The organism is Agrobacterium sp. CCNWLW155 (assembly GCF_036888815.1).
Lineage (GTDB): Bacteria > Pseudomonadota > Alphaproteobacteria > Rhizobiales > Rhizobiaceae > Agrobacterium > Agrobacterium radiobacter.
Map to the genome: position 1 here is coordinate 1 of NZ_JBAKFW010000006.1, position 25471 is coordinate 25471.

The following is a 25471-nucleotide window of genomic DNA, read 5'->3' on the forward strand; positions in this document are numbered from 1 at the left end:
CTTGAGGGGGAGATGTCCGGCAGGACAGAGGGGGGTGAGCCCGGAACGCCGGAGTGTCAATGATTTTCAACTGCCGTGTAGGGTGTCGAAGAACGCGCGGCGGGCGGATGACGGACGCAGCCGCACCCCGGCTCAGGCCGGGGTGACGGAGGGATAAGGATCAGGCCGTCGCGAGGCAGGCGTTGAAGCTCTTTTCCAGCTTCTCACGGTCCAGTTCGCGGCCGATGAAGACGAGGCGGCTTTCGCGCTTTTCGTCTTCCTTCCACGGGCGCTGGTGGTCGCCCTCGATGATCATGTGCACGCCCTGCACCACGTAACGCTCGGCATCGCCCTTGAAGGCGATGATGCCCTTGAGGCGCAGGATGTTCGGGCCGTCGGTCTGGGTGACCTTCTGGATCCACGGGAAGAAGCGTTCGGGGTTCATCTCGCCGCCGCGCAGCGAGACAGACTGCACCGTCACGTCATGGATCGGCGAAACCGCGCCGTGGTGGTGATCGTGCCCGTGGTCGTGATCGTGGTGCCCGTGATCATGGCCATGATCGTGATGATGGTGGTCGTGATCGTGGTGATGATGATCGCAATCGGGGCCGCAGACGTGGTCGTCATGGCCGTGCTCGAGGAAATGCGGATCGTTTTCCAGCGCGCGCTCCAGATTGAAGGCGCCCTGGTCGAGAACGCGGGCAAGATCAACACCGGAACGGGTGGTCTTGTAGATGCGCGCGGACGGGTTGATGGCGCGCACGATATCCTCGATGCGGGCCACTTCCTCAGGCGAAACGAGATCGGTCTTGTTGACGACGACGACATCGGCAAAGGCGATCTGGTCTTCAGCCTCGCGGCTGTCCTTCAGGCGCAGCGGCAGGTGCTTGGCGTCAACGAGGGCGACGACGGCGTCAAGCTCGGTCTTGGCGCGCACGTCGTCATCCATGAAGAAGGTCTGGGCGACGGGAACCGGATCGGCAAGGCCTGTCGTTTCAACGATGATGCCGTCGAAACGGCCGGGGCGGCGCATCAGGCCTTCCACGACGCGGATCAAATCGCCGCGCACCGTGCAGCACACGCAGCCATTGTTCATTTCGTAGATTTCTTCATCAGACTCGACGATCAGATCGTTGTCGATGCCGATCTCGCCGAATTCATTGACGATGACAGCGTATTTCTTGCCGTGGTTCTCGGAGAGAATGCGGTTGAGAAGCGTCGTCTTGCCGGCGCCGAGATATCCCGTCAGGACGGTGACTGGAATGGGCTTGGCTATAGCTGTTTCGGTCATGGAAAACCCCGCGTGGAGAGAGGCTATCAAGCCTCAGGAAGATGTGTCGTCGTCCATATAGGCGCGACGCCCTGGCAGTTCAAAGAGATTTTGGCCGAATTCGGCCATGTCACTCAAATTTTGTTATGAAATAACGTTATGTCAAAAGCGTGGATATCTTCAAGCAGTTCGACAAGGCCATTCACAGCGTGGGAAATCAGCCTTTCGCCCTTTTCCGCTGTCGCGGCGGCGGCGTTTCCGGCAGCCCCGTCAGGGTTGAGATCGCTCATCAGCCAGCCGAAGGCGTGTGGGCCATAGGCGCGCAGGTGTTTGAAGCGGCTGGCGAAATCGCTCTGGCGGGAGGGAAAGTCGGCGGCCTTTTGCATCGCCACCCGCTCGGGGTGAAGCGCCAGCATGACGGATGTTTCGATATCGCCGCCGTGAATATCGATCGCCTTGTCCTGCGGCTCCATGATATCGGCCGGCACGCCGAACCGGGTCCAGCTTGTGGCGACCGCCAGCATGCCGAAACGGGCGCGGGCCTCGGTGGCGACAATGGTCATCAGCGGTGAATTGCCGCCATGGGCGTTCAGCATCACGACTTTACGCACGCCCTTTTTATATTCCGCCTCGGCAATGCCGAGCCAGCGCTCAATCGCCTCATCGTAACGCAAGGTCTTCGTGCCCGGCACATTCATATGTTCGATGGAATACCCGACCGGTTCCACCGGCAGGAAGGAGATGGGCAGATGGCGGGGCAGGGCGGCGGCGAGGCGGGCGACAATGCCTTCGGCAATCAGCGTATCGGTCTCGAAGGGCAGGTGGGGGCCGTGCTGTTCATGTGCGCCGAGCGGCAGCACGGAAATTGCACCTGTTGCGCGAAGATGAGGGTCTGTTACGTTTTCGTCGTGATAATGCGTGTATGAGTTTGGCATCTGGCAGTCCGCGCGTGTATTCGGTAAGGATTTCCAGCAACATATATCGGTTCCGCCACAGGGTAAAAGGCACTCGCATATGAGCAAGGACAAATCCGGGCATAAGGACAAAAGCGCCAAGAAGGAAAAGGGCGGCAAGAAGGTAAAGGACGCCAAAAAGAGGGATGAGAACTTCAACCCCGAGGAGCTGGCGCAATCCATTACCCAGGCCGCCCGCTCCATGCGCACGGCGCTGAGCCACAGCCTTGCCGAAAGCGGGCTTTATGCCGGGCAGGACGGCGTCATCCTGGCGCTGGCGCAGGAAGGCAGCCTGACGCCGGGGCAGATCGCCCAGAAACTCGGCGTCAAGGCGCCCACCATGACGCGCACCATCGGCCGCATGGAAGCCCAGGGTTTCGTGGAACGCAGCGGCGACGACGAGGATGGCCGCGTGACGCTGGTGAAGCTGACGGAAACGGGCCTGAAAAGCGTCGACCAGATCAACACCTCGATAGCCGATTGCGGAGCAAGGGCGATTGAAGGGCTTTCGGCCAAGGATATTCGCAACGTTGTTAAACTTCTCAAGGCAATAGACGCCAATCTTCAATAATTTTGTTGAAATTTTTAAAAGAATCATCTGTTTTGCGGGTATTCCTTAAACGGGTTGCGGATTTTGTTTAAATTGTTTAATTGCAATTTAAACGGAGACATCCGTCAGTGACACGCGTTTGGGGAGGAATGCCGTGGCCCAAAAGGTCAAACTGTCTACGATTGCCGAAAGTCTCGGTCTTTCGACCGCCACCATTTCCCTTGCATTGCGCGATAGCCCGCTGGTCGCTGCCGACACGCGGGACAAGATCAAGGAACAGGCGCGGGCGCTGGGTTATATCTATAACCGCCGCGCCGCCAGCCTGCGCACCTCGCGCTCCGGCATTGTCGGCGTGGTATTCCATGATGTGATGAACCCGTTTTACGGGGAAATCCTCAAAGCCATCGAAAGCGAGCTGGACCGCAGCCGCCAGACCTTCATTCTTTCCAACCATTATGATTCGGTGGAAAAACAGCGCACCTTCATCGAGACGCTGCTGCAGCTCGGTTCCGACGGCATCATCATGTCGCCCGCCATCGGCACGCCGATCGAGGACATGACGCTGGCCGAAGAAAACGGCATGCCCGCCATTCTGGTGGCGCGCTCGATGGACGGCGTCGACATGCCGACCTATCGCGGCGATGACAGCTACGGCATTTCGCTTGCCACCAACCACCTGATCAGCCTCGGCCACCGCACCATCGCCATGGTCGGCGGCACGGACCAGACCTCGACCGGCCGTGACCGTTACCAGGGTTATGTCAATGCGCTGCGCAAGGCGGGCATCGAGGTTGATCCGAACCTGCGCATTCCCGGCCCGCGCTCCAAGCAGGGCGGGTTTGAGGCGGCGGTGCATTTCCTGTCGCTGCCGCAGAAGCCGACCGCCGCCGTCTGCTGGAACGATCTCGTCGCCATCGGTCTTATGAACGGCATTTCCCGTGCGGGTCTGGTGCCGGGTGTCGATATCTCGGTAACCGGCTACGACGATCTGGAAGAAGCCGCGATCGCCACCCCGGCGCTGACCACCGTTTCCAACGGCCAGGCCGAAGTAGGGCGCTTAGCGGCCCGCGCATTGCTCGACAGGCTGGCGGGCAGCCATGAGCCTGACGGCATTCACCTCATCAAGCCGGAAATGCGTATCCGGCAATCGACCGGGCCGGTGCGGCCGCGGGTGTGAGCCTGACCTGATGCGCAGGAGTGGTCTTGGCGTCGCACTTCCCCGTCTCACGCTTTGACCCGAAAGCCAGCCGAGGTGCGTCCGCGCGGCGGGAAAGGACTCTTTTTTAGGAAGATGGTCCCGCCACCTGCGCCGACGTCATCCTCGGGCGTGTCCCGAGGATCTGCAACGTCTTGATTTTGTCGACGTGATTAGATCCTTGGGACAAGCCCAAGGATGACGTCGCGAGAAACCATATCCTTCGCGCTTGACCTCCATTCAGGCGCAACCTCTCTCGAGATTTATACCGAATACCGGCGGATCAGGTCGGCATGACGGACGTGCATGTGTCGCAAAAAAATCAGCATGAAACTTCCGTCTGCCCCCATAGCATCCCCTTATTGCCCTTTTCACGGCCGCCGTTGTTTGAAAAGATCGCCGCCCATAGGAGTGGGATGGCGAGCGGTTCGCCTGAAACCCACTCCTGATATCGGAATGTTATCAGGAGGAATATCCGCTCATGTCTGACAAAAAGGCCGTCGTTCTCGTTCCCGGCAAGATCAACCCGCGCGTTCTTGAACGCCTCGAAGGCAAGGTCGAGATCGTGACAGTGCCTGCCGGCGCCGAGCCGGTTCTGCCTGAGGGTGCGGCGGAGCGCATCAATGCCGTCGCCGTTTCCGGCGTCGTCAACGCCAAATGGATCGATGCGTTGCCGAAGCTGGAGATCATCGCCAATTTCGGTGTGGGTTATGATGGCGTGGATGCCAAACATGCCGCCACGCGCGGCATCGTGGTGACGAATACGCCCGACGTGCTGAACGATGAAGTGGCCGATACGACGATTGCGCTTTTGATCAATACCGTGCGCCGGCTCTATCAGGCCGAGACCTGGCTGCGTGACGGCAAATGGGTTGGCGAAGGGCCGTTTGCCCTCTCTCCCTTCTCGCTGCGCGGTCGCAAGGTGGGTCTCTTCGGCATGGGCCGCATCGGCCAGGAAATCGCCAAGCGGCTGGAGCCCTTCAAGGTGGAGATCGGATACCACACCCGCAGCAAGCGGGATGGCCTCCCCTATACCTATTACGGTTCGCTGAAGGAGATGGCGGAGGCTGTCGACATCCTGATCTGCATCGTGCCCGGTACGCCGGAAACGCATAAGGCGATCAACGCCGAAATCCTGACGGCGCTTGGGCTTGAGGGCGTGTTCATCAATGTCGGGCGCGGCTCCAGCGTTGATGAGGACGCGCTGCTTGAGGCGCTTAAAAGCGGTGCTTTGGGGGCTGCCGGTCTCGACGTGTTCTATGCCGAGCCGAAGGTGCCGGAAGCCTTCCTGTCGCTGCCGAATGTCTCCCTGCTGCCGCACGTCGCCTCCGCCTCGGTTCCGACGCGCAATGCGATGGCCGATCTGGTTGCGGATAATATTCTCGGCTGGTTCAGGGATGGCAAGGTGCTGACGCCGGTGCCGGAAACGCCGGTGAAGGGGTGAGGTTCCGGCGATACTATGATGGGCTGCGGGAGACAGCCCATCCAGGTTTCTAAGAATGCGCCAACCTCTCATCCATCATCCTCGGGCTTGACCCGAGGATCCACAAGCCGTTGCAGTCGATGGATCCTCGGGTCAAGCCCGAGGATGACGTCGAGTGCAAAGGTTCAATGGTCATGTTCGAGAACGGAGAGAGGGCTCGGCGTCAGCTAGGACGCTTTTACGCCAACCCCTATTCCGCAATCTCCTCCGCCGTCACCCAGCGCCCTTCGGCAAACGAACGGGCCATGGCGTGGATGCTGCGCTCGATCTTCAGCCCTTCCTCGAAATCGATGATATGGGCCTTCTTTCCCTCGATCGCCGCTATCAGTTCGCGGCATTCGATCACCTTCAGATCATTGAAGCCGAGGCCGTGGCCGGGGGCGGGGATGAAGCGGTCATAGGGCTTGTGGTGGGGCGCAGCGAGGATGGTTCTGAAACCCTGATCCTCGGGGCGTCTATCCGTGGTGTAGAGCTGGAATTCGTTCATCCGCTCCTGGTCGAACAGAATCGAGCCGGTGGAGCCATAAATCTGGATGGCGATGCGGCCCTTGCGGCCCCAGGCGGAGCGGTTGGCGATGAGCACGGCGGAAATGCCGCCCTCAAGCTTCAAGAGAACGCTGGCAAGATCATGCGTCTCGACGGCGCGCTCGCCGCCGCCGGCAAGCGGGCGAGTCTCATAGGGTTTCACCATATCGGTGATGGCGCTTTGTGCGTGGCCGAACAGGGCAAAGAGCAGCGACAGCGGGTGAACGGCGAAATCATCCAGCGCGCCGTAACCGGAGGACGCCTCGCTCTTCCAGTAGAAGGGCTGGGTGGCATCGGCCATGAAGTCCTCATCCATCTCGGCGCGGACATGGTAGACCTTGCCGATCGCGCCTTCGTCGATCAGGCGGCGCATGTGGCGGATCATTGGGTTCTGGATGTAGTTGTAGCCCATCGCCGCCGCCTTGCCCGACCGGCGGGCCGCATCGCGCATCTTCACCGCGTCAGTAAAGGCGGGTGCCATCGGCTTTTCGCACCAGACATGCTTGCCGGCCTCAAGGGCGGCAATGGCCATTTCCGGGTGGAAGGCATTCGGCGTGGTGACCGAGATGACGTCGATCTCGGGATCGGACAGCAGATCGCGCCAGTTGCCGGTCGAGCGGGCAAAACCGAACTCGGCCGCCTTTTTTGCTGCCAGTTCGGGATTGACTTCCGCCAGCGTCACGAGGCGCGGGCGCTCCACATCGCCGAAGACGCTGGTGACATTGTTCCACGCGAGCGCGTGGCATTTGCCCATGTAACCCGTGCCGATAAGGCCCACGCCAAGAGCGGCCATGGTATTCTCCTCCCGAGAGTTTTATAATGAAATCAATTCTTTGGATGCGTTCGTTTTGCTCCAAGACAGTCTCGAAACGTACCTCCGCGTGCGCCCTCATTCCTGTGACAAGCACAGGGATGAGGCGACGGTGGAATATGCCTGCCTTACGGATTGTCCCGCTTGAAAATCCAGTCGTGATCCGGGTGGTTCTTGAAGCGCCATTTGCGCATCGGCCCCGCCATCACGTTCAGATAATACATCTCGTAACCATAGGGCGCGCCGCAGGGGTGATGGCCCTTCGGGACCAGCACGACATCGCCATCCGAAACCGCCATGGTCTCGTCCAGCGAGCCGTCTTCGGTGAAGACGCGCTGGAAGCCGAAACCCTGCGCCGGGTTCAGCCGGTGATAATAGGTCTCTTCCAGATAGGTCATGTCGGGGTAGTTATCCTCGTCATGCCGGTGCGGCGGATAGGACGACCAGTTGCCTGACGGCGTGAAGACCTCCGTTACCAGCAGGCTGTCGGCCACGTCGCGCTCTTCCATGGCGATGGGGAAGATGTAACGCGTATTGGCGCCCTTGCCGCGTTCGGTCAGCTGCACACCGGCGGGGCCGATCTGCTGCGCCTCGCGGCTGCCTTTTTCGCCGGGTGCGGTGCAGACGCCGACGGTGCAGTCGGTCGTGGCCGTCAGCGACCAGTCAGAGCCGGCGGGAACATAAACGCAATGGGGCGGCTTGCGCTCGAACACATTCATGCGGTCGCCAAGTTCGCCGAAGTCCTTGCCATCAGCGGAAATCGTCGCCTTGCCTTCGACCAGCACGAGGATGACTTCCGTATCGCCGGTCTTTTCCGCCGCCGTCTCGCCCGGCTTCAGGCGGTAGAGGCCGAAACCGACATAACCCCAATCCGCGCTTTGGGGCGTGATATCGTGCACCTTGCCGCTTGTCGCGACCGGCTTGCGCAGAAGTGAGGTCATGGTGGTGTTCCTTTTCGTGAGTAGCACAAACATGTCATTCGGTAGTTTCGCGTACCACCGTCATTCCGGCCTTGAGCCGGAATCCAGCCGACGCGCGTCCGCGCGGCGGGAAGACTCTTTTCAGCCCAAAGACTTGGGCTGGCTGGATACCGGCTCAAGGCCGGTATGACGGGTGGAGTAGGCCGCCCCGCCTTCCGTGGTTCGGTTCAGGCAGCCTGAGCTTTGTCCAGTCCGGCCTCACGCGCAAAAGCCTTCAGCGATTTCAGCCCGAGGCTCTGATACTCGAACGGATTACGCAGATCAGGATCCTGCTCGGCTTCGATCACCAGCCAGCCGCTGTAATTATGTTCGGCCGCCACTTTCAGCACCGGCGGAAAATTCACGCCGCCCTCGCTGTCGCCGGGCACGGTGAACACGCCGCGGCGAACGCCTTCGAGGAAGGAGAGCCGCTCGCCCCGTACCTGATCGGCAATGGCAGGGCGCACGTTCTTGGCATGGATATGGCCAACGCGACCCATGTATTTCTGCGCGACGCGGACGGGATCGCCGCCGCCGAACAGGCAATGGCCGGTATCGAGCAGCAGGTGAGTCTTCGGCCCCGTGTGTTTCATCAACAGGTCGATCTCCTCTTCGCTCTCCACCACCGTTCCCATGTGGTGATGATAAACGAGGGTGATGCCCTGTTCGGCGGCAAAGGCGGCCAGCGCTTCGACACCGGCACCGAACGACGCCCAGTCCTCGGCCGCAAGGCGCGGACGGTCGACCAGCGCCTTGCTGTCATCGCCGTGGATGGCGTTGGAGGTTTCGCAGACGATGATGACCTTCGAGCCCATGGCCTTCAAGAGATCAAGCGCCGGCTGCATCGCCTTCTTTTCGGATTCGATGTCGTCGGTCAGAAGGTTCAGCGAATGCCAGCCGGAGACGAAGGAAAGGCCACGCGGCGAAAGCACGCCCTTCAGGCCTTCCGGGTCGGTCGGGAACTTGTGGCCCTTCTCGATGCCGTCGAAGCCGATCTTGGCGGTTTCATCAAGGCACTGTTCAAGGCTGATATGCGCACCCAGCGTGCGGTCGTCGTCGTTCGACCAGGCGATCGGGTTGGTTCCGTAACGGATCATCTTACTGTCTTTCCTTGACATGGTTTTCATAACGGGCGCGTGCCGGGCCGATTTCGGCGCGGTCGGACACTTCGGGCACCGCGACATCCCACCAGTGACCGCCGGCCTGCGGCGTCGGATAGGGGTCGGTATCGATGACGATCACGGTCGTGTGGGTGGATTCCCGGGCGCTGGCGAGCGCTGCTTCCAGCTCGGAAATGGTGGAGACCTTGCGAGCATCCGCCCCCATCGAGCCGGCATGGGCCACGAAATCGATGGCGATCGGGTTGACGTTGGTGTGGGCGTAGAGGTTGTTGAACTCCGCGCCGCCGGTTTCCATCTGCAGTCGGTTGATGCAGCCGTAACCCCTGTTGTCGGTGATGACGAGCGTGATCTTCACGCCCATGGCAACCGATGTCGCAAGCTCGGAATTCATCATCATGTAGGAGCCGTCGCCGACCATGACGATCACGTCCCGGTCCGGTTCCGCCATCTTGATGCCGAGGCCGCCGGCCACCTCATAACCCATGCAGGAAAAGCCGTATTCCATGTGATAGGAGAGCGGCAGCTTGGATTTCCATAGCTGGTGAAGCTCGCCCGGCATGGTGCCGGCCGCGCACATGACGACGGTGTTGTCACGCGACTGGCGCTGCACCGCGCCGATCACCTGCATATCGGTGGGCAGGCTGTTGGCGTTGTCCTCGCCCGGCGCTGCCGTATCGGCATCGGCCTTTTCGAACCATGCAGCCTTGAGGCGGGCATCCGGCGCTGCAAAACGGTGGCTGCCGAGGGCGGCGGAGAGCTTTTCAAGCCCGATTTTCGCATCCGCCGTCAGGCTGATCGCATCGTGCTTGGCGCTGTCATAGGGCTGAACGTTGAGCGCCAGGATCTTGCGGTTGGGGTTCTTGAACAGCGCCCAGGAACCGGTGGTGAAATCCTGAAAACGCGTGCCGACGCCGAAGACCAGATCGGCCTTCTCGCTGATGATATTGGCGCTTTCCGCACCGGTGACGCCGACGGGACCGAAATTGAGGTCGTGGTCCCACGCAATCGCCGATTTGCCGGCCTGCGTTTCAACGACGGGAATGGAGTGGGTTTCGGCAAAGCGTTTCAGTGTCTCGGTTGCGCCGGCAAAATGCACGCCGCCGCCGGCAACGATGATGGGGTTCTTCGCCGCCTTCAGGGCGGCGACTGCCTCTTCGAATTCCACGACATCAGGCTCAGGACGGCGCTGACGCCAGACCCGCTTTTCGAAGAAACTTTCAGGGTAATCATAGGCTTCCGCCTGCACATCCTGGCAGAAAGCGAGCGTGACCGGGCCGCAATCGGCCGGGTCCGTCATGGTGCGCATGGCGCGGGGCAGGGCTGTCAGCAACTGTTCCGGCCGCATGATGCGGTCGAAATAACGGCTGACCGGACGGAAGCAGTCATTCACCGTCATGGTGCCGTCGCCGAAATCTTCGAGCTGCTGCAGCACAGGGTCTGGGCCACGATTGGCGAAGACATCGCCGGGGATCAGCAGGACCGGCAGGCGGTTGACATGAGCGAGCGCTGCCGCCGTCACCATGTTTGCCGCACCCGGGCCGATGGAGGAGGTGACCGCCATGGCGCGGCGGCGGCGCAGCTGCTTGGTGTAGGCAATGGCTGCATGCGCCATGGATTGCTCGTTCTGGCCGCGATAGGTCGGCAGTTCGTCCCTGATGCCATAAAGTGCTTCGCCGATGCCGGCGACATTGCCATGGCCGAAAATGGCCCACATGCCGGCGATATAGGTTTCGCCATGTTCATTCATCTGCGCTGCCAGGTAACGAACCATGGCCTGCGCAGCCGTCAATCTGATTGTCTTCACGCTGCCTCTCCCTTTTTGGCGCGCGCCTCATCCCAAACACGGCACAGGCTGGTGTAACGCTGCGCCATATCCCTGACCGCATCCTCGTCGGTCATCTTGCCGGAAAGCCAGCCGCGGGCGGCGTCGGCAAATATCGTGCGGCCAACGGCGAAACCTTTGACCAGATCGAAACCGGCCGCAAGGCGGAAGCTTTCTTCCAGCTCGCTTTGCGGTGCATCGAGGCCGAGAACGACGATGCCCCGCACGTAAGGATCGTTGCGATGCACGGCGTCGCAGGCGTTCTTCCACGCGGCGCGGGTCTTCATCGGCTCCAGCTTCCACCAGTCGGGGTAAACGCCGATCTCGTAAAAGCGCTCGATGATGCGGGCGGCGGTCAAATCGTCGGTCGGGCCAACCTTGGAGGGGATGACCTCCAGCAACATTTCCAGCCGATTGCGACGCGCCGCCTCGAACAGGCGCATCACGGTCTCTTCCTGCGTGGCGCGCATTTCTTCGGTGTCATCGGGGTGATAGAAACACAGAACCTTGACGACGTTTTCAAGCGGCCATTCCGACAGGCCGCCGAAATCCTTGCCGAGATCCGGTTCCAGCGTCAGCGGGCGCGAGCCCGGCCATTCCACCGGACGGCCAATCCACAGGCCGGAGCCGCTGGCGGCAAACAGCGCATCGCGGCCAAGGCGGCCATCGCAGAGAATGCCATAACCCGCCTCGCCACCGGAAACTTTCTGCGCTGCCTGAAGGCAGAGCTTCTTGAAGACGCCGATCTGCTCGTGCTTGACGCCAAGCTCGTCGGCGATGGCCTCCAGCTGCATGCGATGATCGAAGGCGAAGACGCGCATCGTCTCCCAGTCGCCCTTGCGGTTGGTGGACCAGTGTACCTGCTCCAGCGCCTCGTCCTTGCGCAGCGCCCTGTTGCGAATGCCGGCCTTGAAGAAATATTGCAGTTCTTCCCAGCTCGGATAGGCCGGGGTGCAGCCATGGCGGGAGACGGCGAAAGCGCCGCAGGCATTGGCGTATTTCAGCGTCGTCGGCCAGTCTTCGCCGCGCAGCCAGCCGCGGAACAGCCCGGCCATGAAACCGTCACCCGCACCCAGAACGTTGAAGACCTCGATCGGGAAACCTTCGCCCGTCTCGCCATCATCGAGGCTATCGGGAATAGCGCCGGTGAAGACGACGGCGCCCATCGGTCCGCGCTTGCACACCAGCGTCGCATTCGAGACCTTGCGCACGGCGTTGAGTGCCGTGAGCGTATCGGTGGAGCCGCCGGCGATGTGGAATTCCTCTTCCGTGCCGACGATCAGGTCGAACAGATGCAGGGTGGATTGCAGCTTGGCGGTAACCTTCTGCGATTCCACGAAACGGCTTTCGCCATCGCCATGGCCGGCCACACCCCAGAGATTGGGGCGGTAATCGATATCGAGCGCGGTCTTTGCGCCATTTTCACGGGCAAGTTTCAGTGCTTTCAGCACTGCCGCTTCCGTTTTCGGATGCGACAGATGCGTGCCGGTGGCGCAGATGCAGCTCGCCTCGGCAATGAAAGCGGGATCGATATCGTCTTCGCTGAGCGCCATGTCGGCACAGTTTTCACGATAGAAGATCAGAGGGAACTGGTTCTGGTCGCGAATGCCGAGCAGCACCAGCGCGGTCAACCGCTCCGGGTCCGTCTTCACGCCGCGCACGTCGACGCCTTCACGCACCAGCTGTTCGCGGATGAAGCGGCCCATATGCTCGTCGCCGACACGGGTGATGACGGCGCTGTTGAGCCCCAGGCGCGCAGCGCCGGCGGCAATATTGGTGGGAGAGCCGCCGATATATTTGGCAAAGGAGGCCATGTCCTCCAGACGGCCGCCGACCTGCGAGCCGTACAGATCGACAGACGAGCGCCCGATCGTGATAAGATCAAGTTTTTTCAAAAGCTTCCTCCTTAGCACCGCGCTTTTGCGCGGTGTGCCTCATGGTGTCGGGCGGATCAGGCAATCATGCCGCCACCTATCGCCATCCCGTTTCGGTGAGCCTCCTCCGCTCACATATCCCGTCACGAGACGGACGATTATGGAACGCCCGTTTCATGGATTTGGATCATAAATTCTATTTTTCCCGTTTTCAATAAAAATATTCAGGCGGTCTTGCGTGTTCCCACAGCAACCGCCAGCGTGATGGCGAGACAGAGCGTGGCGGAAAGCGAGCGGAACGCGCCGAAATCGATCTCCGTGACGGTCAGCAGCGTCGCGCCTGACTTCCGGAGCGGATTGACGGCGGAATCCGAAAGCGCCACGACCGGAATGCCGTTGGCGCGGGCGTTCTCCGCCAGTTCCAGCGTTTCCGCGGAATAGGGGGAAAAGGTGATCGCGATCAGGGCGTCGTCGCGGGAAATTGCGCTGATATTGCCAAGCCCGCCGACGGCGCTGTGCAGAACCGCCGGCACCTTCATCTTCTCGAAGGCGTAGGCCAGATAGCTGGCAATGGGGAAAGAGCGCCGCAAACCGATGATATGCACGGTGCGCGCCTTTGCCAGCGCTGCAACCGCCTCGTCAAGCTGCCGCGTATCGACCGATTTCAGCAGCATTTCCAAAGAGGAACGGCCGGCCTCCACGAATTCCGCAAGCAGGCCGGAGGCGCTTTCATCGCCTTTCTCACGCAGATGGTCGAGCCGCGTGGCATAATCCGGCCAGCCGCCGACATAGGAATCACGGAACAGGCGCTGCATTTCCGAAAAACCGGAAAAACCCATGATCTGGCAGAAGCGCATGAAGGCCGAAGGCTGCACGCCGGCGCCTTCGGCCATTTCGGCAACGGTGGAAACGGCGATGCGATCCTGATTGGAAGCGACATAATCGGCGCATTGCCGCAATCGTTTCGGCAAACCCTCCGCGACCTGGAGCAGCCGCTCCTCAAAAGCCTTTACGGAGTCTGGCGCCTCGATTGCCGTCATTGTCATTCCCTCATGCAGACTGAAATCGTGTGCACTTTAACTGCAGTGGAATTTTTATTCCATTGGGTTTTTTAAGGGGCGGGGAAATGGGCGGTGGGCGCTTTGTGTGATCGGTCAGCGTCCGTCATTCCGGCCTTGAGCCGGAATCCAGCCGGCGCGCGTCTGCGCGACGCGAAGAGTCTTTTCACCCCAAGGACTTGGGGTGGCTGGATACCGGCTCAAGGCCGGTATGACGGAGATTGTATATATGAACGCGCAACGGCGATGCGTTGGGTTAGTGCAACCCGCCAACCCCAAGATGCGTATCGATAATACCAGGGTTCTCCACCAGTTCGCTGGATGGCCCTTCCCAGACGATGCGTCCGCGTTCCATGATGATGGCGTGGTCGGCGAAGTCGATGGCCATCTGGATACGCTGTTCGACAAGAAGAATGGTCATTTCGCCGGATTGCGCCAGTTTGGAGAAGGCCGCCATCAGTTCTTCGCAGATGACGGGGGCGAGGCCTTCGAGCGGTTCATCGAGCAGCAGCACGCGCGGCTGGCCGAGAATGGTGCGGGCGGTGGAGAGCATCTGCTGCTCGCCGCCGGAGAGCTGCGAGCCGAGATTGCGGCGGCGCTCTTTGAGGCGTGGAAACAGCGTGTAGGCTTCCTCGATGGCCGATTTCGGCCTGCCTTTGAGGCCGACGAAGAGGTTTTCCTCAACGGTCAGTGTGGGGAAGACATCCCGCGTCTGCGGCACGTAACCGAGACCGGCTTTGGCGCGGGCAGCGCTCGGCAGGGTGGCGATGTCCTGTCCGCCGAGGCGGATGTCGCCTGCAAATCGTTTCGTCTGGCCGGCCAGCGTGGCGAAGAGGCTGGTCTTGCCTACGCCGTTGCGGCCGAGCACGGCAAAACGCGAGCCCGATGGCACGGAAAGCGACAGGCCCTCGATGACCCTTGTCGGGCCGTAACCGGCGGTGAGGTTGGTGATTTCAAGCGGCGCTGCGGGCATCGGCGTAACTTCCCAGATAGGCTTGGCGGACTTCCGCATTGCTGGTCACTTCATCCGGCGAACCGTCGAAGATCACCGCGCCTGCGGCGAGCACCACCACACGTTTGGCGAAACGGAAGACCAGATCCATGTCGTGTTCGATCATCAGGATGGCGAGGTCGGCCGGCAGCCGGTCGAGCGCCTGTTCGATGCGCGCCGTTTCCGTGGAAGGCACGCCGGCGGCCGGTTCGTCCAGCAGCAGGATTTTCGGGCGGAGCGCCATGGCGAGCGCGATCTCGATCAGCCGCTGCTGACCATAGGCGATTTCGCGAACCCGGGTTTCGGCAAGGCCAAGGAGGCCCAGCGTGCCGAGAATGTCGCGTGCTTCGCTCATCACCGAGGGCATGGCGCGGTATCGGCCGAAAATCCGGCCCGTCTTGCCTTCACGCTGGAGAATAGCGAGGGCCACATGTTCCTCCGGCGTCATGTCCTGAAACAGCCGGGTGACCTGGAAGGAGCGGACGAGGCCGCGCTTCACCCGCTGGCTGGAACTGAGGCCGGTCACGTCCTCACCGGCGATGCGTACTGTGCCGGCCGAGGGCTTGAGGTTGCCGGTGACGAGATTGACGAAGGTGGTCTTGCCGGCGCCATTGGGGCCGATCAGCACTGTGCGGTCTCCCGGCGAAAGCGACAGCGAGACATTATTGGTGACGACGAGGCCGCCGAAATTCTTCTGCAGGCCGGAGACTTCGAAAATGGCGCTCATTTGCGACCTCCCCGCAGGCGTGTGATGATCTGTTCACCCGCGCCATAAAGCCCGCGCGGGGCAAAAAGCACGACGGCGATCAGCAGCAGGCCGACAATTGTGAGCCAGTGGAACGGGTTGGCGGCGGAAACGACATCCTCGAACCACATGAAGGTGACGGTGCCGATCAGCGCGCCGTAAAGCGAGCCCGCGCCGCCGAGCACCAGCATGACCAGCCCTTCGGCAGAGAGTGTGAAGCTGAGGCTGTCGAGACCGACGACCTGGGTGGAGATGGCGTTCAGCGCGCCGCCAATGCCGGCCACGATGCCTGATATGACGAACATCTTCAAAATAGTGCCGTTGACCGAACCGCCCATGGCCTGAATGCGGATGCTGTCCTGCTTGACGCCGCGGCACAACATGCCGAAGGGCGAATTGACCACCACCTTGAGGGCGAGGAAGACGAGGAGCAGCAGACAGACGCCATAGATATAGGCGGTGCGGCCGAAAAGATCGAATTCGAAAGTGCCGAACAGGGCGTCGGGGGAGACGCCCGATAGCCCGTCGCTGCCGCCGGTCCAGCCGGATGCCTTGTTGGCGGCCTCGTGGAACAGGTGAATGACGGCGATGGAGAGAACGAGCTGCGGCAGGCCGTGGGCGCGCAGCAGAACCGTGCCGGAGATCAGCCCGGCAACGCCGCCCGCAGCCGCGCCGATGGCGGTCATCAGCAGCGGGTCGGTGATCTCGAAATGGGCGGCGGCAATGCCGGCGGCATAGGCGCCCGCGCCAAAGAGGGCGGCATGGCCAAGTGTCGCGACGCCGCAATAGCCGGTGACGAGATCGATCGACAGCACCAGAAGCGCAATGGCGATGATACGGGTCAGAAGCGCCAGATTATCCGGAAACAGATAATAACCGACGACAGCGGCGGCAATGATGAGGAGCGGCCCTGCGAGCGCGCGCAGCGGCGAACGCGTCTTCGGGATTTCTGCCGTTTCAGTCACGTCGTTCATAAGCACCGCCATCTCATTTCGCCCTTCCGAGAAGGCCGCGCGGGAACAGCGTGATGATCACGATGACCGCCAGGTAAAAGAAGAATTCGCCATATTCGGGGGCAAGATACCGTCCGGTCGTATCGATCGCGCCGAGCAGCAGACAGGCGATCAGTGCGCCGGGAATGGAGCCCGCACCGCCGACCGAGACCACCACCAGGAAGGTGACCATGTAGCGCAGCGCATAATAGGGTTCGACCGGCAGCAGTTCCGCACCGATGACACCGCCCATGGCGGCAAGGCCGACGGCGATGGCGAAGCTGACGGCATAGATGATTTCGGTGCGCACGCCGAGTGCGGCCGCCATGGCGGCATTATCGACGGCCGCGCGCAGCTTGATGCCGAAGGCCGTCTTTTCGAAGGTGAACCACAATGCGCCGGCCACGGCCAGCCCACAGGCAATGGCGAAGATGCGGTGCGTGGCAATGGTGCGGAAACCGAGATCGGTGGGGCCGGCCAGCTGCTGCGGCAGCGGGATGGTCTTCAGCGTCGGGCCGAAAACGAAATTGGCGATGCCGATGATGCAGAATGTGATGCCGATGGTCATCAGCACCTGTGTCAGCTCCGGTGCGCCATAGATGCGGCGATAGAGGAAACGTTCGAGCGGAATGGCGATGACGATGGTGCCGACAATGGCGACGATGATCGCCACGGCGTAACCGAGGCCGAGGCCGTGGGCGGCATAGGAGGCGAGATAACCGCCGATCATGGCGAAGGCGCCATGCGCCAGATTGACCACCCGCATCAACCCCATCGTGACCGAAAGGCCGATGGAGATGATGAACAGAACCATGCCATAGGCAAGCGCATCGATGAGGATGCTGAAGACCGTCTGCACGCTGAAAAACCCTCCCGGTGCTGCAATGCCCATCCGGGCCGGAGACGGGCCGCTACTGGCGGCCCGACAACGTCGTCAAAGCTGTCCTTTACTTCGCGGCGGCGAGGCCCGGATCGCCCTGCTTTTCGAAGGTCTGGACTTCCTTGTTGTAATAGGCGCCGTCATCGCCCTTGGCCACTTCGCGCAGATAGATGTTCTGGGTGATGTGGCGGCTTTCCGGATCGATGCTGACAGGGCCGCGCGGGCTTGTCCAGGAAAGACCCTTCACCGCGTCCACTGCCTTTTCCGCATCCTGTTTGCCGCCGGTGGCCTCGATCATCTTGCTGATGACATACATGCCGTCAAAGGCGCCGACGGAAGGGAAGGACAGCTCCTTCGGATTGCCGATCGCCTTGGTGGCGGCTTCCACGAAGGTCTTGTTTTCAGGGGAATCATGCGAAACGGCGTAATGGAAGGTCGTCTGCATGCCGAGTGCGGCTTCGCCAAGCGCCGGCAGGTCGGATTCCTGCGTCAGATCACCCGGTGCGAAGAGCTTGACGCCTGAAGATTTCAGGCCGTTATCGTTGAAGGCCTTGACGAAACCGAGTGTCGTCGGGCCCGACGGCAGGAAGGCGAAGACGCCTTGAGCGCCGGAATCCTTCACGCGCTGCATGATCGGGCTGAAATCATTGGTGGAAAGCGGCATGCGGATGGTTTCCACCACCTCGCCGCCAGCGGCCGTAAAGGCGGCCTTGAAGGCATTTTCGGCATCGACGCCCGGGCCGTAATCGCTGACCAGCGAAATGACCTTCTTCACGCCGCCATCAAACGCCACTTTGGCGATGGGGGTGGAGGTCTGCCAGGTGGTAAAGGAAGTGCGCACCACATAGGGGCTCTTGGTCACGATGGCCGATGTCGCGGCATTCATGATGACCATCGGCACATTGCCCTGCTTCAGAAGCGGCGTAACGGCCATGGCGTCGGGGGTGAAATAGAAGCCGGCGAGATATTGCACGCCTTCCTTGACCACCAGTTCCTGCGCCAGCGCCTTGGACTGCGCCGGATCGGCCTGCGGCACATCGCGATAAACGACTTCGACCGTGTCGTTGCCGATTTTGTTGCCGTGAAGCGCAAACCAGGCGTCTATGCCGGCCTTGAAGTTCTTGCCCTGCAGCGCGAAGGGGCCGGAGAACGGACCGACCACGCCCACCTTGATCGTATCGGCATAGGCAACGGAACTAAAACAAATGGCCGCGATGGCGGCGGTGATCCGTAGTTTCATAACTTCCTCCCAATTGATCCGTGGCTCCCATCCACCGATCCAGACTGTCAGATTGATGACTGAGATGGTCAAAGTAAAATGAAATAAGGGGGGTAATAGATAACCTGACGGTTATCAATGGCGCAGTTTATCGTTCCGTCTGCGGATGCGTCGCCATGTAACGCGATTTGAGGGTTCCTTGCCTTCGCATCTGCTGCTGCCGTCATGCTGGCTCGGGGCCTGAATGACGGCAGGCACTGCAACAGCCCGAAGGCCGTATTTTGGGGTGAGAACAGTTTCGCGCAAACTCAACACGGGATAGTGAGAATGTGAAGACGAAACCAATGCCTTAACCAGTTCTAAGGGGATTGTTCGTAGTCTCGCGAAGCATATTTTGGATCTTTATTTGGTGTCTTGATGGGCGAATATCAAAATAAAGCTGTTGAGCTGATGCGGAATCGCGCTGGAGATAAGATGCTCAACAACAGGATCGAGCGTCGTGAGGCGTTCCTGCGCAAGGCGCTCACGCTCTATCAGGCCATGGGCGGAAGCGTGGACGACATGCAGGCCGCCGTAAAGGGCGCCGCGTCCACATCCGCGCCGACCATCGACGTCGCCGTCGGAGACGTCATGTACAAGCTTGCCGCGATCGGGCACGTCGCCGATATCGATATCATTCAGGCGGCCTATAACAAGCTGGATGCCGCGAACCTGCATATTCTCGACAGGGGCAAAAAGCTGTTGAAGAAGCAGCGGGACCAGAAGCCTGCCGCCGCCATGACGGCGAAATAGGGCAGCCTCATTCTGTTTTTTGTTGAACGTATGCCCCAGCGCCCGGCTGGAGCATACGCTTTCATGTGTCCGTGCTTCAGGCGATGACTGGAACCCAGATTTCGACGATTCCCCGCCCGGTCTGCGGATCGAAGCGCCGGTCATAAAGCTCGAAATCGGGAGAGGGCGCGGTCTTCAGCCCGGCATCGGGCAGCGCCTTGTTCCAGATCGTATAGGCTGTTCTCGGAAGATCCGAGACGTGGCCGTTATGGACAAAAACCGCATAGGATTGCGCGGGCACCTCGATATGGTCCATGCCCGGTGTTTTCCTGAGCGCCTTCACGCCGGCAAGATATTTGCAGTTGCCGGCGGCGTCGGCAACGCTGCAGACGCCGTAAGCGGCTCCGGCCACGGCTGCCTCGACTTCGCTTTCGCGCAGGTTGAAGGCCTGCCACAGCGCTGGAATGGCGCCGTTGTTCTCCAGTGAGCAGGCGGTGCTGAGGCCGACCACCATAAAGGCGTCGGTGCGGCGAATTTCCGGCGGCTGGAGGTCGATGAACATGTCTTTCTTCATTGTGATTGGCTCCATGAGATCAAGGGATGAGGTTGATCGGGCCTTGCGAACAATGCTCGGTAATGTGTTGAAATAATTCGCAAAGGCTCGTGTGAACGCCTCATGGGACCCGTATCCCGCACCAAGTGCGACGGTGAGGATGTCAGCATCGCACTGCGCGATGGTCCTAGCCGCCTCGGAAAGCCGGCGCGCCCGGACATAGGACATGATCGACAGGCCGGTGGAAAGCTGGAACAACCGGCACATGTGATGTGTGCTGATCGCGCAGCGGTCCGACAGGACCGTCAATGTCAGGTTTTTATGCAGGTCGCTTTCGATCTGCCAGATGAGCTTGTCCAGAGCGGGCATGGGGTCTCCTGTGGTTCACGCCCGCATCATGCAAAACCGTTCCGCTCAACGCTTGATCGGGTTTGACTTGTTGTCGCGTGTGAGCCCGACCTTACAGGAGACGGTTTGTCGAATGTTGCCTCTTTTCACAGATTCGCCGGGCTGACAGCGCGCCCAAAGGCGGGCGCGCCAGCCTGGTCGTTTCCGGGTGCGATATCAGGCGACTTGCGGCGACAGAATCTCCTGCCATGCCGCATAGGCGGAGAGAACCGTTTCCATCTGTGCCGTGTGGCCGGTGATGAAATCGTCGCCATAGATCGTTTCATCGGGATATTCGGTGATCAGCGTCATCGGCACGGTGTGGCGGTCGTCGATGGAGGATAGGCACGGAAAGCCGTTGATGATGCGGAAACCGGTTTCGCCGGCATGGGTCTCGTAAAGTGCGATCTGGCGGTTGTTGTAATCGAGCAGGCCGGGAATCGCGCCAAGATGGCGGGTCACCCGGTCGAGCAGGGCCTCCGCCTGGCTTTCCCAGTCCGCATGGTGGCGGATGATGAGGAAGAAGCCTTTCGGCAGCGTCCACATGGCGAAATTGCGCGGCACATAACCGGAGAGTGGCCGGGTCCATTCATGCGAGGGATAACCGTGCAGGTTCACATGCAGGCTGGCGCCGCTCATCTCCTGCGCCTTGAAGCGGATTTCCTTCTCGTTGATATGCCTGCCGGAATTTTCCGGCGTGCGATATTCGAGATCATCGCCAAGCGCCGTGTAGCGTGCGGCGTGGTGCATGTGGCGCGGATTATCGACGCGCAGGCGCTGGTGCAGGGCGTAACCGTCGGGGTTTTCCAGCGGCGAGATGGTGAAATGCGCGCCCTTGCGCTCTGCGAGCCTGCGGGCAGCGCGGATGGCGCCAACGATGCCTGTCGTCTCGTTGGGGTGTTGACCGCCGCTGATCATGACGGCGGCATCGCTGCCGGCGAGATAACGGGCGGCAAGAATGCGGCCGGAACGCGAGCGAGCCTCGAAGGCCTCGCCGCCGATCTCTGTCAGTAGCGTCGCGAGCTGGCCTGCGGCGACCGGTTCGCGGGCCTCATCGATCCGCTGCTCGCCACCATCGAGGAAGGCGGTGGTCAGCGCGCGGGTCTCGATGCGCACGGAGACTTCGCCTTCGCTTTTGACGATTTCCGGTACGATCTGGCCGGGCTTCAGGCCCCGGTCACCCAGCGGCCGGCCGGACTTTTTCTGGAAGAATTCCAGCAGCGAGAAATAGAAATCCTCATGCAGCGCTTCACGCAGGCTGATGACCTCATCGCCGACGGAAAGCGCCAGATCGTCGGCCGGATGCGCGACACGGATGTTCAGCTCTTCGAAATAGGGCTCTTCATCGCCCCAGCCGTGGTTGGCGACGGCATTGATCGCCGCTTCGAAAAGCCGCTCGTAATCCGTTTCCAGCCGCTTGCCGGCCGTGTCGCCCGCAAGCCGGAACCAGCCGGTTGGCGAGACATTGGTTTCGCCGACGATATCGGTGTGAACCCGGTTTGGGGCCAGAACCTTCAGGGTTTCCTTCTTGCCGTTGCGGCTCAGCGTAACATCATAATGGAACCCGTCGTCCTCGCGGGCGATGAAGTCGATCTTCGTATCGCCCACCAGAGCCGCCAGCGGATAGGCTTCCAGCCGGAAGCGGTTGGCCGGTGCATTGGCATGCACCGGGTAACGCACCTCGATGGTGTCGACGCCATCCAGATTGATCTCTTCCAGAAAGGTGAAGAGGAGCGGCTTGTAGGCGCTGCGGATGCGGGCGCTGACGCCTTTTTTCTTCAGCCTGTTTTCGGCATCGCGACGGCTTTTGGCGTCATCGAAGGTCCATGCTTCGAAGGACTGGCCGGGCTCGGCAGTGGCGACGAGAGCATCCAGAGTGCGCTCGAGGGTCTGGTCGAAAATCTGGCTCATCGTTGTTACCTCGAGGTTCTGCCGGTGGGATCGAGGCTGTCACGCAGCCAGTCGCCGAGAAGGTTGAGGCCAAGCACGGTGAGCAGAATGGCGAGGCCGGGGAAAACGCTGACCCACCATGCCGTCTGCAGATAGGTGCGGCCATCCGCCAGCATGCCGCCCCAGCTCGGAATGGTCGGATCGACGCCGAGGCCGAGGAAGGTGAGGCTGCTTTCAAGCAGGATATTGTTGGCGACATTGAGCGTCATCAGCACGATGACAGGGCCGATAAGGTTCGGCAGCAGGTGCTGGAGAATGATGCGCCAGTCCTTCACGCCGATGGCGCGGGCGGAGAGAATGAATTCCCGCTCCCGCAGCGTCAGCACCGAGCCGCGCACGAGACGGGCATATTGCACCCATTGTGAGACGATCAGGAGGATGATGGTGTTGGTGAGGCTGCCGCCGACAATGGCGATGAAGGTGATGGCAAGCAGAATGAAGGGCATGGCGAGCTGGATATCGGCAAAGCGCATGACCAGCATATCCCAGAAACCGCGGTAATATCCGGCGACCAAGCCGACCGCGACGCCGAAGATGACCGCGCCGATGACCGAGGTGAAGCCGACCAGCAGCGAGATCTTGCCGCCGGCGACGACACGGGCAAGCACGTCACGCCCGAGCGGATCGGTGCCGAGCGGATGGGCGGCGTTGGCAAAGGGTTTCGCAAGGCGCGCCATCAGGTCGATCTTGTCCGCGCCGCCGGGAAACAGCACGTCGGAAAACACCACCGCAAGGCAGATGACTGTCGTGAGCGACGCACCGAGGATGAATTCGAGATTGGTGAAGCGCGACAGGCGCGAGGTTTTGGCAGCCATCGTCACTTACTCCGTGCGGATGCGCGGATCGACAAGCCCATAGGCGATATCGACCAGAAGGTTGATGCCGACGATCATCAGCGACAGCACGGTGATGACGGCCTGAAGCACGGGATAGTCGCGCGCGCCCACCGCATCGAAGGCAAGCGTGCCGAGGCCCGGCCAGTTGAAGACACGCTCAATGACGACGATACCGCCGAGCAGCCCGCCGAATTGCAGGCCGAAATAGGTGATGAGCGGAATGGCGCAGTTGCGCAGCGCGTGTTTGTAGAGAACCTTGCTTTCGCTCAGGCCCTTGGCGCGCGCCACCATGACATATTGCGAGCGCAGCGTATCGAGCATGGCCGTGCGCACAAGGCGCACATTGGTGGCGGTCAGGATCACGCCCATGGTGACTGATGGCATGATGTAGCTTGCAAAGCCGCCCATGCCGCTTGGCGGCAGCCAGCCGAGCGTGATGGAGAACAGCAGCACCAGCATGGTGGCCAGCCAGAAATTCGGGAAGGACAGGCCAACGAGTGAGAAGATGCGGATCACCTGATCGGCCGTCTTGCCGCGCGAGGTCGCCGCTTTGATGCCGAGCGGGATGGAAAGCGCAATCGACACCGCCATGGAGATGAAGGCGAGCAGCAGCGTCGCGGGCAGGGCATCGGCGATGAGGCGCGAGACCGGTGTGCTGCCGGTGAAGCTGCGGCCGAAATCGAGCGTCACGAGACCCTTCAGGAAGCTGAAATATTGCACGAAGAACGGCCGGTCGGTGCCCAGCGCCGCGCGGATGCGCGCCAGATCGTCTTCCGTCATGCTGCCGCCGCCCTGGAACATGGTGACAGCCGGGTCGCCCGTCAGGCGGATGGCGAAGGAAACGAGAAGGGTGATGGCGATGACGACAAAAATCGCCTGCAGCAATCGCTTGATGAGGAAACCGGCCACGTTTTTTACCTTGCGAGGAAACGGGGAAGAGAAATCCCGCCTTGCCCGCGAGAGGCGGACAAGGCGGCGTGTCAGAGGATCAACCCGCTTATTCGACTGTCACGTCGGTAAGCTTCAGGCGGTTATCCGGCGGCGCGACGAAACCCTTGACCCGCTTGTTGATGCCGTAAATGGCATTGGTGTTGTAAAGCGGGATTTCCAGCGCGCGTTCGGCGGTATAGCTGCCGATTTCCTTGAGGATTTTTTCGCGCTCGGCACGGTCGGTCAGCGGACGCTGGGATTCCAGCAGCTTGTCCAGCTTCTCGTCCTTGTCATAGGGGTTCCACTTTTCACCCGAGTGGTACATGGAATAGGCCGTGTTGTCGTAATCGAAGGTCCAGCCGCCCCATTTCTGCTGGAACATCGCGCCGGTCTTGCCCTGCGGGATGATGTCGTTCAGCAGCACGTTGGTTTCATAGGGCTTGATGGTGGCGGTGATGCCGACCATGGAGAGGTAGCTGGAAATGACCTGCGCCACCTCGTTCATCGTCGCGTCATTGCCGCGGATGTCGATCTGCAGCGCCGCACCCGGCTTGACGCCGGCTTCCGCGAGCAGCTTTTTCGCACCTTCGGGATCGTAAGGCAGCGGCTTCAGTTCCGGATCGTAACCGAAGGACAGCGCGCTCTGGAAGCTCGCGATCTCCGATGCCTGGCCGGCAAGGATCGACTTGACGATGGTGCCGCGGTCGACGGCCATGATGATGGCCTTGCGCACCTTCGGATCGGCGGTGATGCCGTCACGGGTGTTGAAACGCAGCGCATCGACCGTCGGGCCGGGCACGCTGACGATTTCAAGCTTGGAATCGCCCTCGATAACCGGGATCATGCCGATCGGGATGGTGGGCGGAATGACGAGATCGACGCGGCCGGCCTGCAACTCGGCAACGGCGGTCGCCGGCTCGGCGATGAAGCGGTACTCCAGTTCGGAAAGCTTTGGCGCACCGCCCCAGTAATCCGGGTTGGCTTCCAGCTTGATATTGGTCTTCGGTGCGTAGGAAACGAATTTGAATGCGCCGGTGCCGACTGGGTTGAGGTTGAAATTGTCCTCACCCTTTTCCTTGATATAGGCAGGCGGAACGATCATGCCGCCATAACCGGCAAGCTTGGTCAGCAGCACCGGATCGGGCGCCTTCAGCTTCATGTCGACGGTGTAGTCGTCGATGACATCGACACTTTCGATAGCGACATAGTTGGAGCGCTGCGGGCCCTTGGCACCCTGTTCGCCGAGAAGGCGCTCGAAGGTGAACTTGACGGCGGCGGCGTTGAAGGGCTCGCCATTGTGGAACTTGACGTTCTGGCGCAGCTTGAAGCGGATGCGCTTGCCTTCATCCAGCTCTTCCCAGGATTCGGCAAGGCCGGGCACAACCTTCAGATCCGGGCCGCGATAGGTCAGGCCGTCGAAGATGTTGGTGGCGACAGCCGCCCATTGCACGAGGAAGGTGTCGATTGGATCCCAGCTGCCCGGATCCTGCGGGCTGGAAATGGTCATCTTGCCGGCGGCAAGAGCCGGTGCGGCGGTAAAGGCCGTGGCGGCCATGGCAAGTGCGACGAACGTTGTCGTCATCCCCTTCTTGATTATTGTCATCTACCTGTTCCTCT

General features: G+C 61.0%; 22 protein-coding genes. 4 read left to right on the top strand and 18 right to left on the bottom strand.

Annotated features, from left to right (window positions below):
- Positions 1-160 precede the first annotated feature (160 nt).
- Together V6S97_RS18155 and V6S97_RS18160 are read right to left on the bottom strand one after the other, a co-directional pair.
- Complete coding sequence (locus V6S97_RS18155; RefSeq protein ID WP_111793402.1) at positions 161-1270, bottom strand: CobW family GTP-binding protein; 1110 nt, start codon at positions 1268-1270, stop codon at positions 161-163.
- Between the two features lie 113 nt (positions 1271-1383).
- Positions 1384-2184 carry a creatininase family protein gene (locus tag V6S97_RS18160; RefSeq protein ID WP_111791777.1) on the bottom strand — a complete coding sequence of 267 codons (801 nt, stop codon included), beginning with the start codon at positions 2182-2184 and terminating at the stop codon, positions 1384-1386.
- Positions 2185-2263: 79 nt separating this feature from the next.
- Here V6S97_RS18160 and V6S97_RS18165 point away from each other — a divergent pair, with 79 nt between their 5' ends.
- The 3 genes from V6S97_RS18165 (at position 2264) to V6S97_RS18175 (ending at position 5391) form a co-directional block, all read left to right on the top strand.
- Positions 2264-2773 carry a MarR family winged helix-turn-helix transcriptional regulator gene (locus tag V6S97_RS18165; RefSeq protein ID WP_111791778.1) on the top strand — a complete coding sequence of 170 codons (510 nt, stop codon included), beginning with the start codon at positions 2264-2266 and terminating at the stop codon, positions 2771-2773.
- Between the two features lie 133 nt (positions 2774-2906).
- A complete protein-coding gene (locus V6S97_RS18170) occupies positions 2907-3929 on the top strand; it encodes a LacI family DNA-binding transcriptional regulator (RefSeq protein ID WP_003505469.1) in 1023 nt (340 codons plus the stop codon).
- A gap of 499 nt (positions 3930-4428) precedes the next feature.
- Complete coding sequence (locus V6S97_RS18175; RefSeq protein WP_334427580.1) at positions 4429-5391, top strand: 2-hydroxyacid dehydrogenase; 963 nt, start codon at positions 4429-4431, stop codon at positions 5389-5391.
- A 229-nt stretch (positions 5392-5620) separates the two neighbouring features.
- On the opposite strand, the gene V6S97_RS18180 is transcribed toward V6S97_RS18175, so the two are convergent.
- The 11 genes from V6S97_RS18180 to V6S97_RS18230 all read right to left on the bottom strand — a co-directional run bounded on the left by V6S97_RS18180 (position 5621) and on the right by V6S97_RS18230 (position 18448).
- Positions 5621-6748 (bottom strand): Gfo/Idh/MocA family protein, encoded by a 1128-nt coding sequence (locus V6S97_RS18180; protein WP_334427581.1) that lies wholly within the window; start codon positions 6746-6748, stop codon positions 5621-5623.
- 146 nt (positions 6749-6894) lie between these two features.
- Complete coding sequence (gene iolB / locus V6S97_RS18185) at positions 6895-7707, bottom strand: 5-deoxy-glucuronate isomerase (RefSeq protein ID WP_087746780.1); 813 nt, start codon at positions 7705-7707, stop codon at positions 6895-6897.
- A 206-nt stretch (positions 7708-7913) separates the two neighbouring features.
- Complete coding sequence (iolE, locus tag V6S97_RS18190; protein WP_087746782.1) at positions 7914-8822, bottom strand: myo-inosose-2 dehydratase; 909 nt, start codon at positions 8820-8822, stop codon at positions 7914-7916.
- Position 8823: 1 nt separating this feature from the next.
- The gene (iolD, locus tag V6S97_RS18195) at positions 8824-10650 is read right to left on the bottom strand and encodes a 3D-(3,5/4)-trihydroxycyclohexane-1,2-dione acylhydrolase (decyclizing) (protein WP_135521773.1); all 1827 of its coding nucleotides are present in this window, start codon (positions 10648-10650) and stop codon (positions 8824-8826) included.
- Positions 10647-12563: a bifunctional 5-dehydro-2-deoxygluconokinase/5-dehydro-2-deoxyphosphogluconate aldolase gene (locus tag V6S97_RS18200; protein WP_334427582.1), complete on the bottom strand. Its 1917-nt coding sequence runs from the start codon at positions 12561-12563 to the stop codon at positions 10647-10649. Before V6S97_RS18200 ends, iolD begins: the two co-directional genes overlap by 4 nt.
- Positions 12564-12766: 203 nt before the next feature.
- Entirely contained in the window at positions 12767-13582 is an 816-nt protein-coding gene (locus tag V6S97_RS18205) for a MurR/RpiR family transcriptional regulator (protein ID WP_003505477.1), read from the bottom strand.
- 274 nt (positions 13583-13856) lie between these two features.
- The gene (locus V6S97_RS18210) at positions 13857-14573 is read right to left on the bottom strand and encodes an ABC transporter ATP-binding protein (RefSeq protein ID WP_003505478.1); all 717 of its coding nucleotides are present in this window, start codon (positions 14571-14573) and stop codon (positions 13857-13859) included.
- Positions 14554-15318, bottom strand: coding sequence for an ABC transporter ATP-binding protein (locus V6S97_RS18215; RefSeq protein ID WP_060727301.1), 765 nt, complete (start codon positions 15316-15318; stop codon positions 14554-14556). The genes V6S97_RS18210 and V6S97_RS18215 overlap by 20 nt, the downstream gene beginning before the upstream one ends.
- Complete coding sequence (locus V6S97_RS18220) at positions 15315-16322, bottom strand: branched-chain amino acid ABC transporter permease (protein WP_080864514.1); 1008 nt, start codon at positions 16320-16322, stop codon at positions 15315-15317. Before V6S97_RS18220 ends, V6S97_RS18215 begins: the two co-directional genes overlap by 4 nt.
- A 1-nt stretch (position 16323) precedes the next feature.
- Entirely contained in the window at positions 16324-17187 is an 864-nt protein-coding gene (locus tag V6S97_RS18225; RefSeq protein WP_087746786.1) for a branched-chain amino acid ABC transporter permease, read from the bottom strand.
- An 88-nt stretch (positions 17188-17275) separates the two neighbouring features.
- The gene (locus V6S97_RS18230; protein WP_334427583.1) at positions 17276-18448 is read right to left on the bottom strand and encodes an ABC transporter substrate-binding protein; all 1173 of its coding nucleotides are present in this window, start codon (positions 18446-18448) and stop codon (positions 17276-17278) included.
- A 396-nt stretch (positions 18449-18844) separates the two neighbouring features.
- On the opposite strand from V6S97_RS18230, the gene V6S97_RS18235 reads away from it, so the two are divergent.
- The gene (locus V6S97_RS18235; protein WP_080867288.1) at positions 18845-19219 is read left to right on the top strand and encodes a hypothetical protein; all 375 of its coding nucleotides are present in this window, start codon (positions 18845-18847) and stop codon (positions 19217-19219) included.
- A 76-nt stretch (positions 19220-19295) separates the two neighbouring features.
- On the opposite strand, the gene V6S97_RS18240 is transcribed toward V6S97_RS18235, so the two are convergent.
- From V6S97_RS18240 to V6S97_RS18260, 5 genes are all read right to left on the bottom strand, one after another.
- A complete protein-coding gene (locus tag V6S97_RS18240) occupies positions 19296-20120 on the bottom strand; it encodes an AraC family transcriptional regulator (protein ID WP_334427584.1) in 825 nt (274 codons plus the stop codon).
- A 195-nt stretch (positions 20121-20315) separates the two neighbouring features.
- On the bottom strand, positions 20316-22049 hold the full coding sequence (locus V6S97_RS18245; protein WP_334427585.1) for a M14 family metallopeptidase: 1734 nt from the start codon (positions 22047-22049) through the stop codon (positions 20316-20318).
- 5 nt (positions 22050-22054) lie between these two features.
- A complete protein-coding gene (locus tag V6S97_RS18250) occupies positions 22055-22903 on the bottom strand; it encodes an ABC transporter permease (protein ID WP_111782092.1) in 849 nt (282 codons plus the stop codon).
- 6 nt (positions 22904-22909) lie between these two features.
- Positions 22910-23833, bottom strand: a complete 924-nt coding sequence (locus V6S97_RS18255) for an ABC transporter permease (RefSeq protein ID WP_003505487.1) — start codon at positions 23831-23833, stop codon at positions 22910-22912.
- A gap of 88 nt (positions 23834-23921) precedes the next feature.
- On the bottom strand, positions 23922-25457 hold the full coding sequence (locus V6S97_RS18260) for an ABC transporter substrate-binding protein (RefSeq protein ID WP_026363370.1): 1536 nt from the start codon (positions 25455-25457) through the stop codon (positions 23922-23924).
- Between the last annotated feature and the right edge of the window lie 14 nt (positions 25458-25471).

What these genes read in the sequence shown, in the direction of transcription:
- V6S97_RS18155 (WP_111793402.1), bottom strand. Translation starts at nt 1,270, where the DNA reads ATGACCGAAACAGCTATAGCCAAGCCCATTCCAGTCACCGTCCTGACG.
- V6S97_RS18160 (WP_111791777.1), bottom strand. Translation starts at nt 2,184, where the DNA reads ATGCCAAACTCATACACGCATTATCACGACGAAAACGTAACAGACCCT.
- V6S97_RS18165 (WP_111791778.1), top strand. Translation starts at nt 2,264, where the DNA reads ATGAGCAAGGACAAATCCGGGCATAAGGACAAAAGCGCCAAGAAGGAA.
- V6S97_RS18175 (WP_334427580.1), top strand. Translation starts at nt 4,429, where the DNA reads ATGTCTGACAAAAAGGCCGTCGTTCTCGTTCCCGGCAAGATCAACCCG.
- V6S97_RS18180 (WP_334427581.1), bottom strand. Translation starts at nt 6,748, where the DNA reads ATGGCCGCTCTTGGCGTGGGCCTTATCGGCACGGGTTACATGGGCAAA.
- iolB (WP_087746780.1), bottom strand. Translation starts at nt 7,707, where the DNA reads ATGACCTCACTTCTGCGCAAGCCGGTCGCGACAAGCGGCAAGGTGCAC.
- iolE (WP_087746782.1), bottom strand. Translation starts at nt 8,822, where the DNA reads ATGATCCGTTACGGAACCAACCCGATCGCCTGGTCGAACGACGACGAC.
- V6S97_RS18205 (WP_003505477.1), bottom strand. Translation starts at nt 13,582, where the DNA reads ATGACGGCAATCGAGGCGCCAGACTCCGTAAAGGCTTTTGAGGAGCGG.
- V6S97_RS18210 (WP_003505478.1), bottom strand. Translation starts at nt 14,573, where the DNA reads ATGCCCGCAGCGCCGCTTGAAATCACCAACCTCACCGCCGGTTACGGC.
- V6S97_RS18215 (WP_060727301.1), bottom strand. Translation starts at nt 15,318, where the DNA reads ATGAGCGCCATTTTCGAAGTCTCCGGCCTGCAGAAGAATTTCGGCGGC.
- V6S97_RS18220 (WP_080864514.1), bottom strand. Translation starts at nt 16,322, where the DNA reads ATGGCGGTGCTTATGAACGACGTGACTGAAACGGCAGAAATCCCGAAG.
- V6S97_RS18230 (WP_334427583.1), bottom strand. Translation starts at nt 18,448, where the DNA reads ATGAAACTACGGATCACCGCCGCCATCGCGGCCATTTGTTTTAGTTCC.
- V6S97_RS18235 (WP_080867288.1), top strand. Translation starts at nt 18,845, where the DNA reads ATGGGCGAATATCAAAATAAAGCTGTTGAGCTGATGCGGAATCGCGCT.
- V6S97_RS18240 (WP_334427584.1), bottom strand. Translation starts at nt 20,120, where the DNA reads ATGCCCGCTCTGGACAAGCTCATCTGGCAGATCGAAAGCGACCTGCAT.
- V6S97_RS18245 (WP_334427585.1), bottom strand. Translation starts at nt 22,049, where the DNA reads ATGAGCCAGATTTTCGACCAGACCCTCGAGCGCACTCTGGATGCTCTC.
- V6S97_RS18250 (WP_111782092.1), bottom strand. Translation starts at nt 22,903, where the DNA reads ATGGCTGCCAAAACCTCGCGCCTGTCGCGCTTCACCAATCTCGAATTC.
- V6S97_RS18260 (WP_026363370.1), bottom strand. Translation starts at nt 25,457, where the DNA reads ATGACAATAATCAAGAAGGGGATGACGACAACGTTCGTCGCACTTGCC.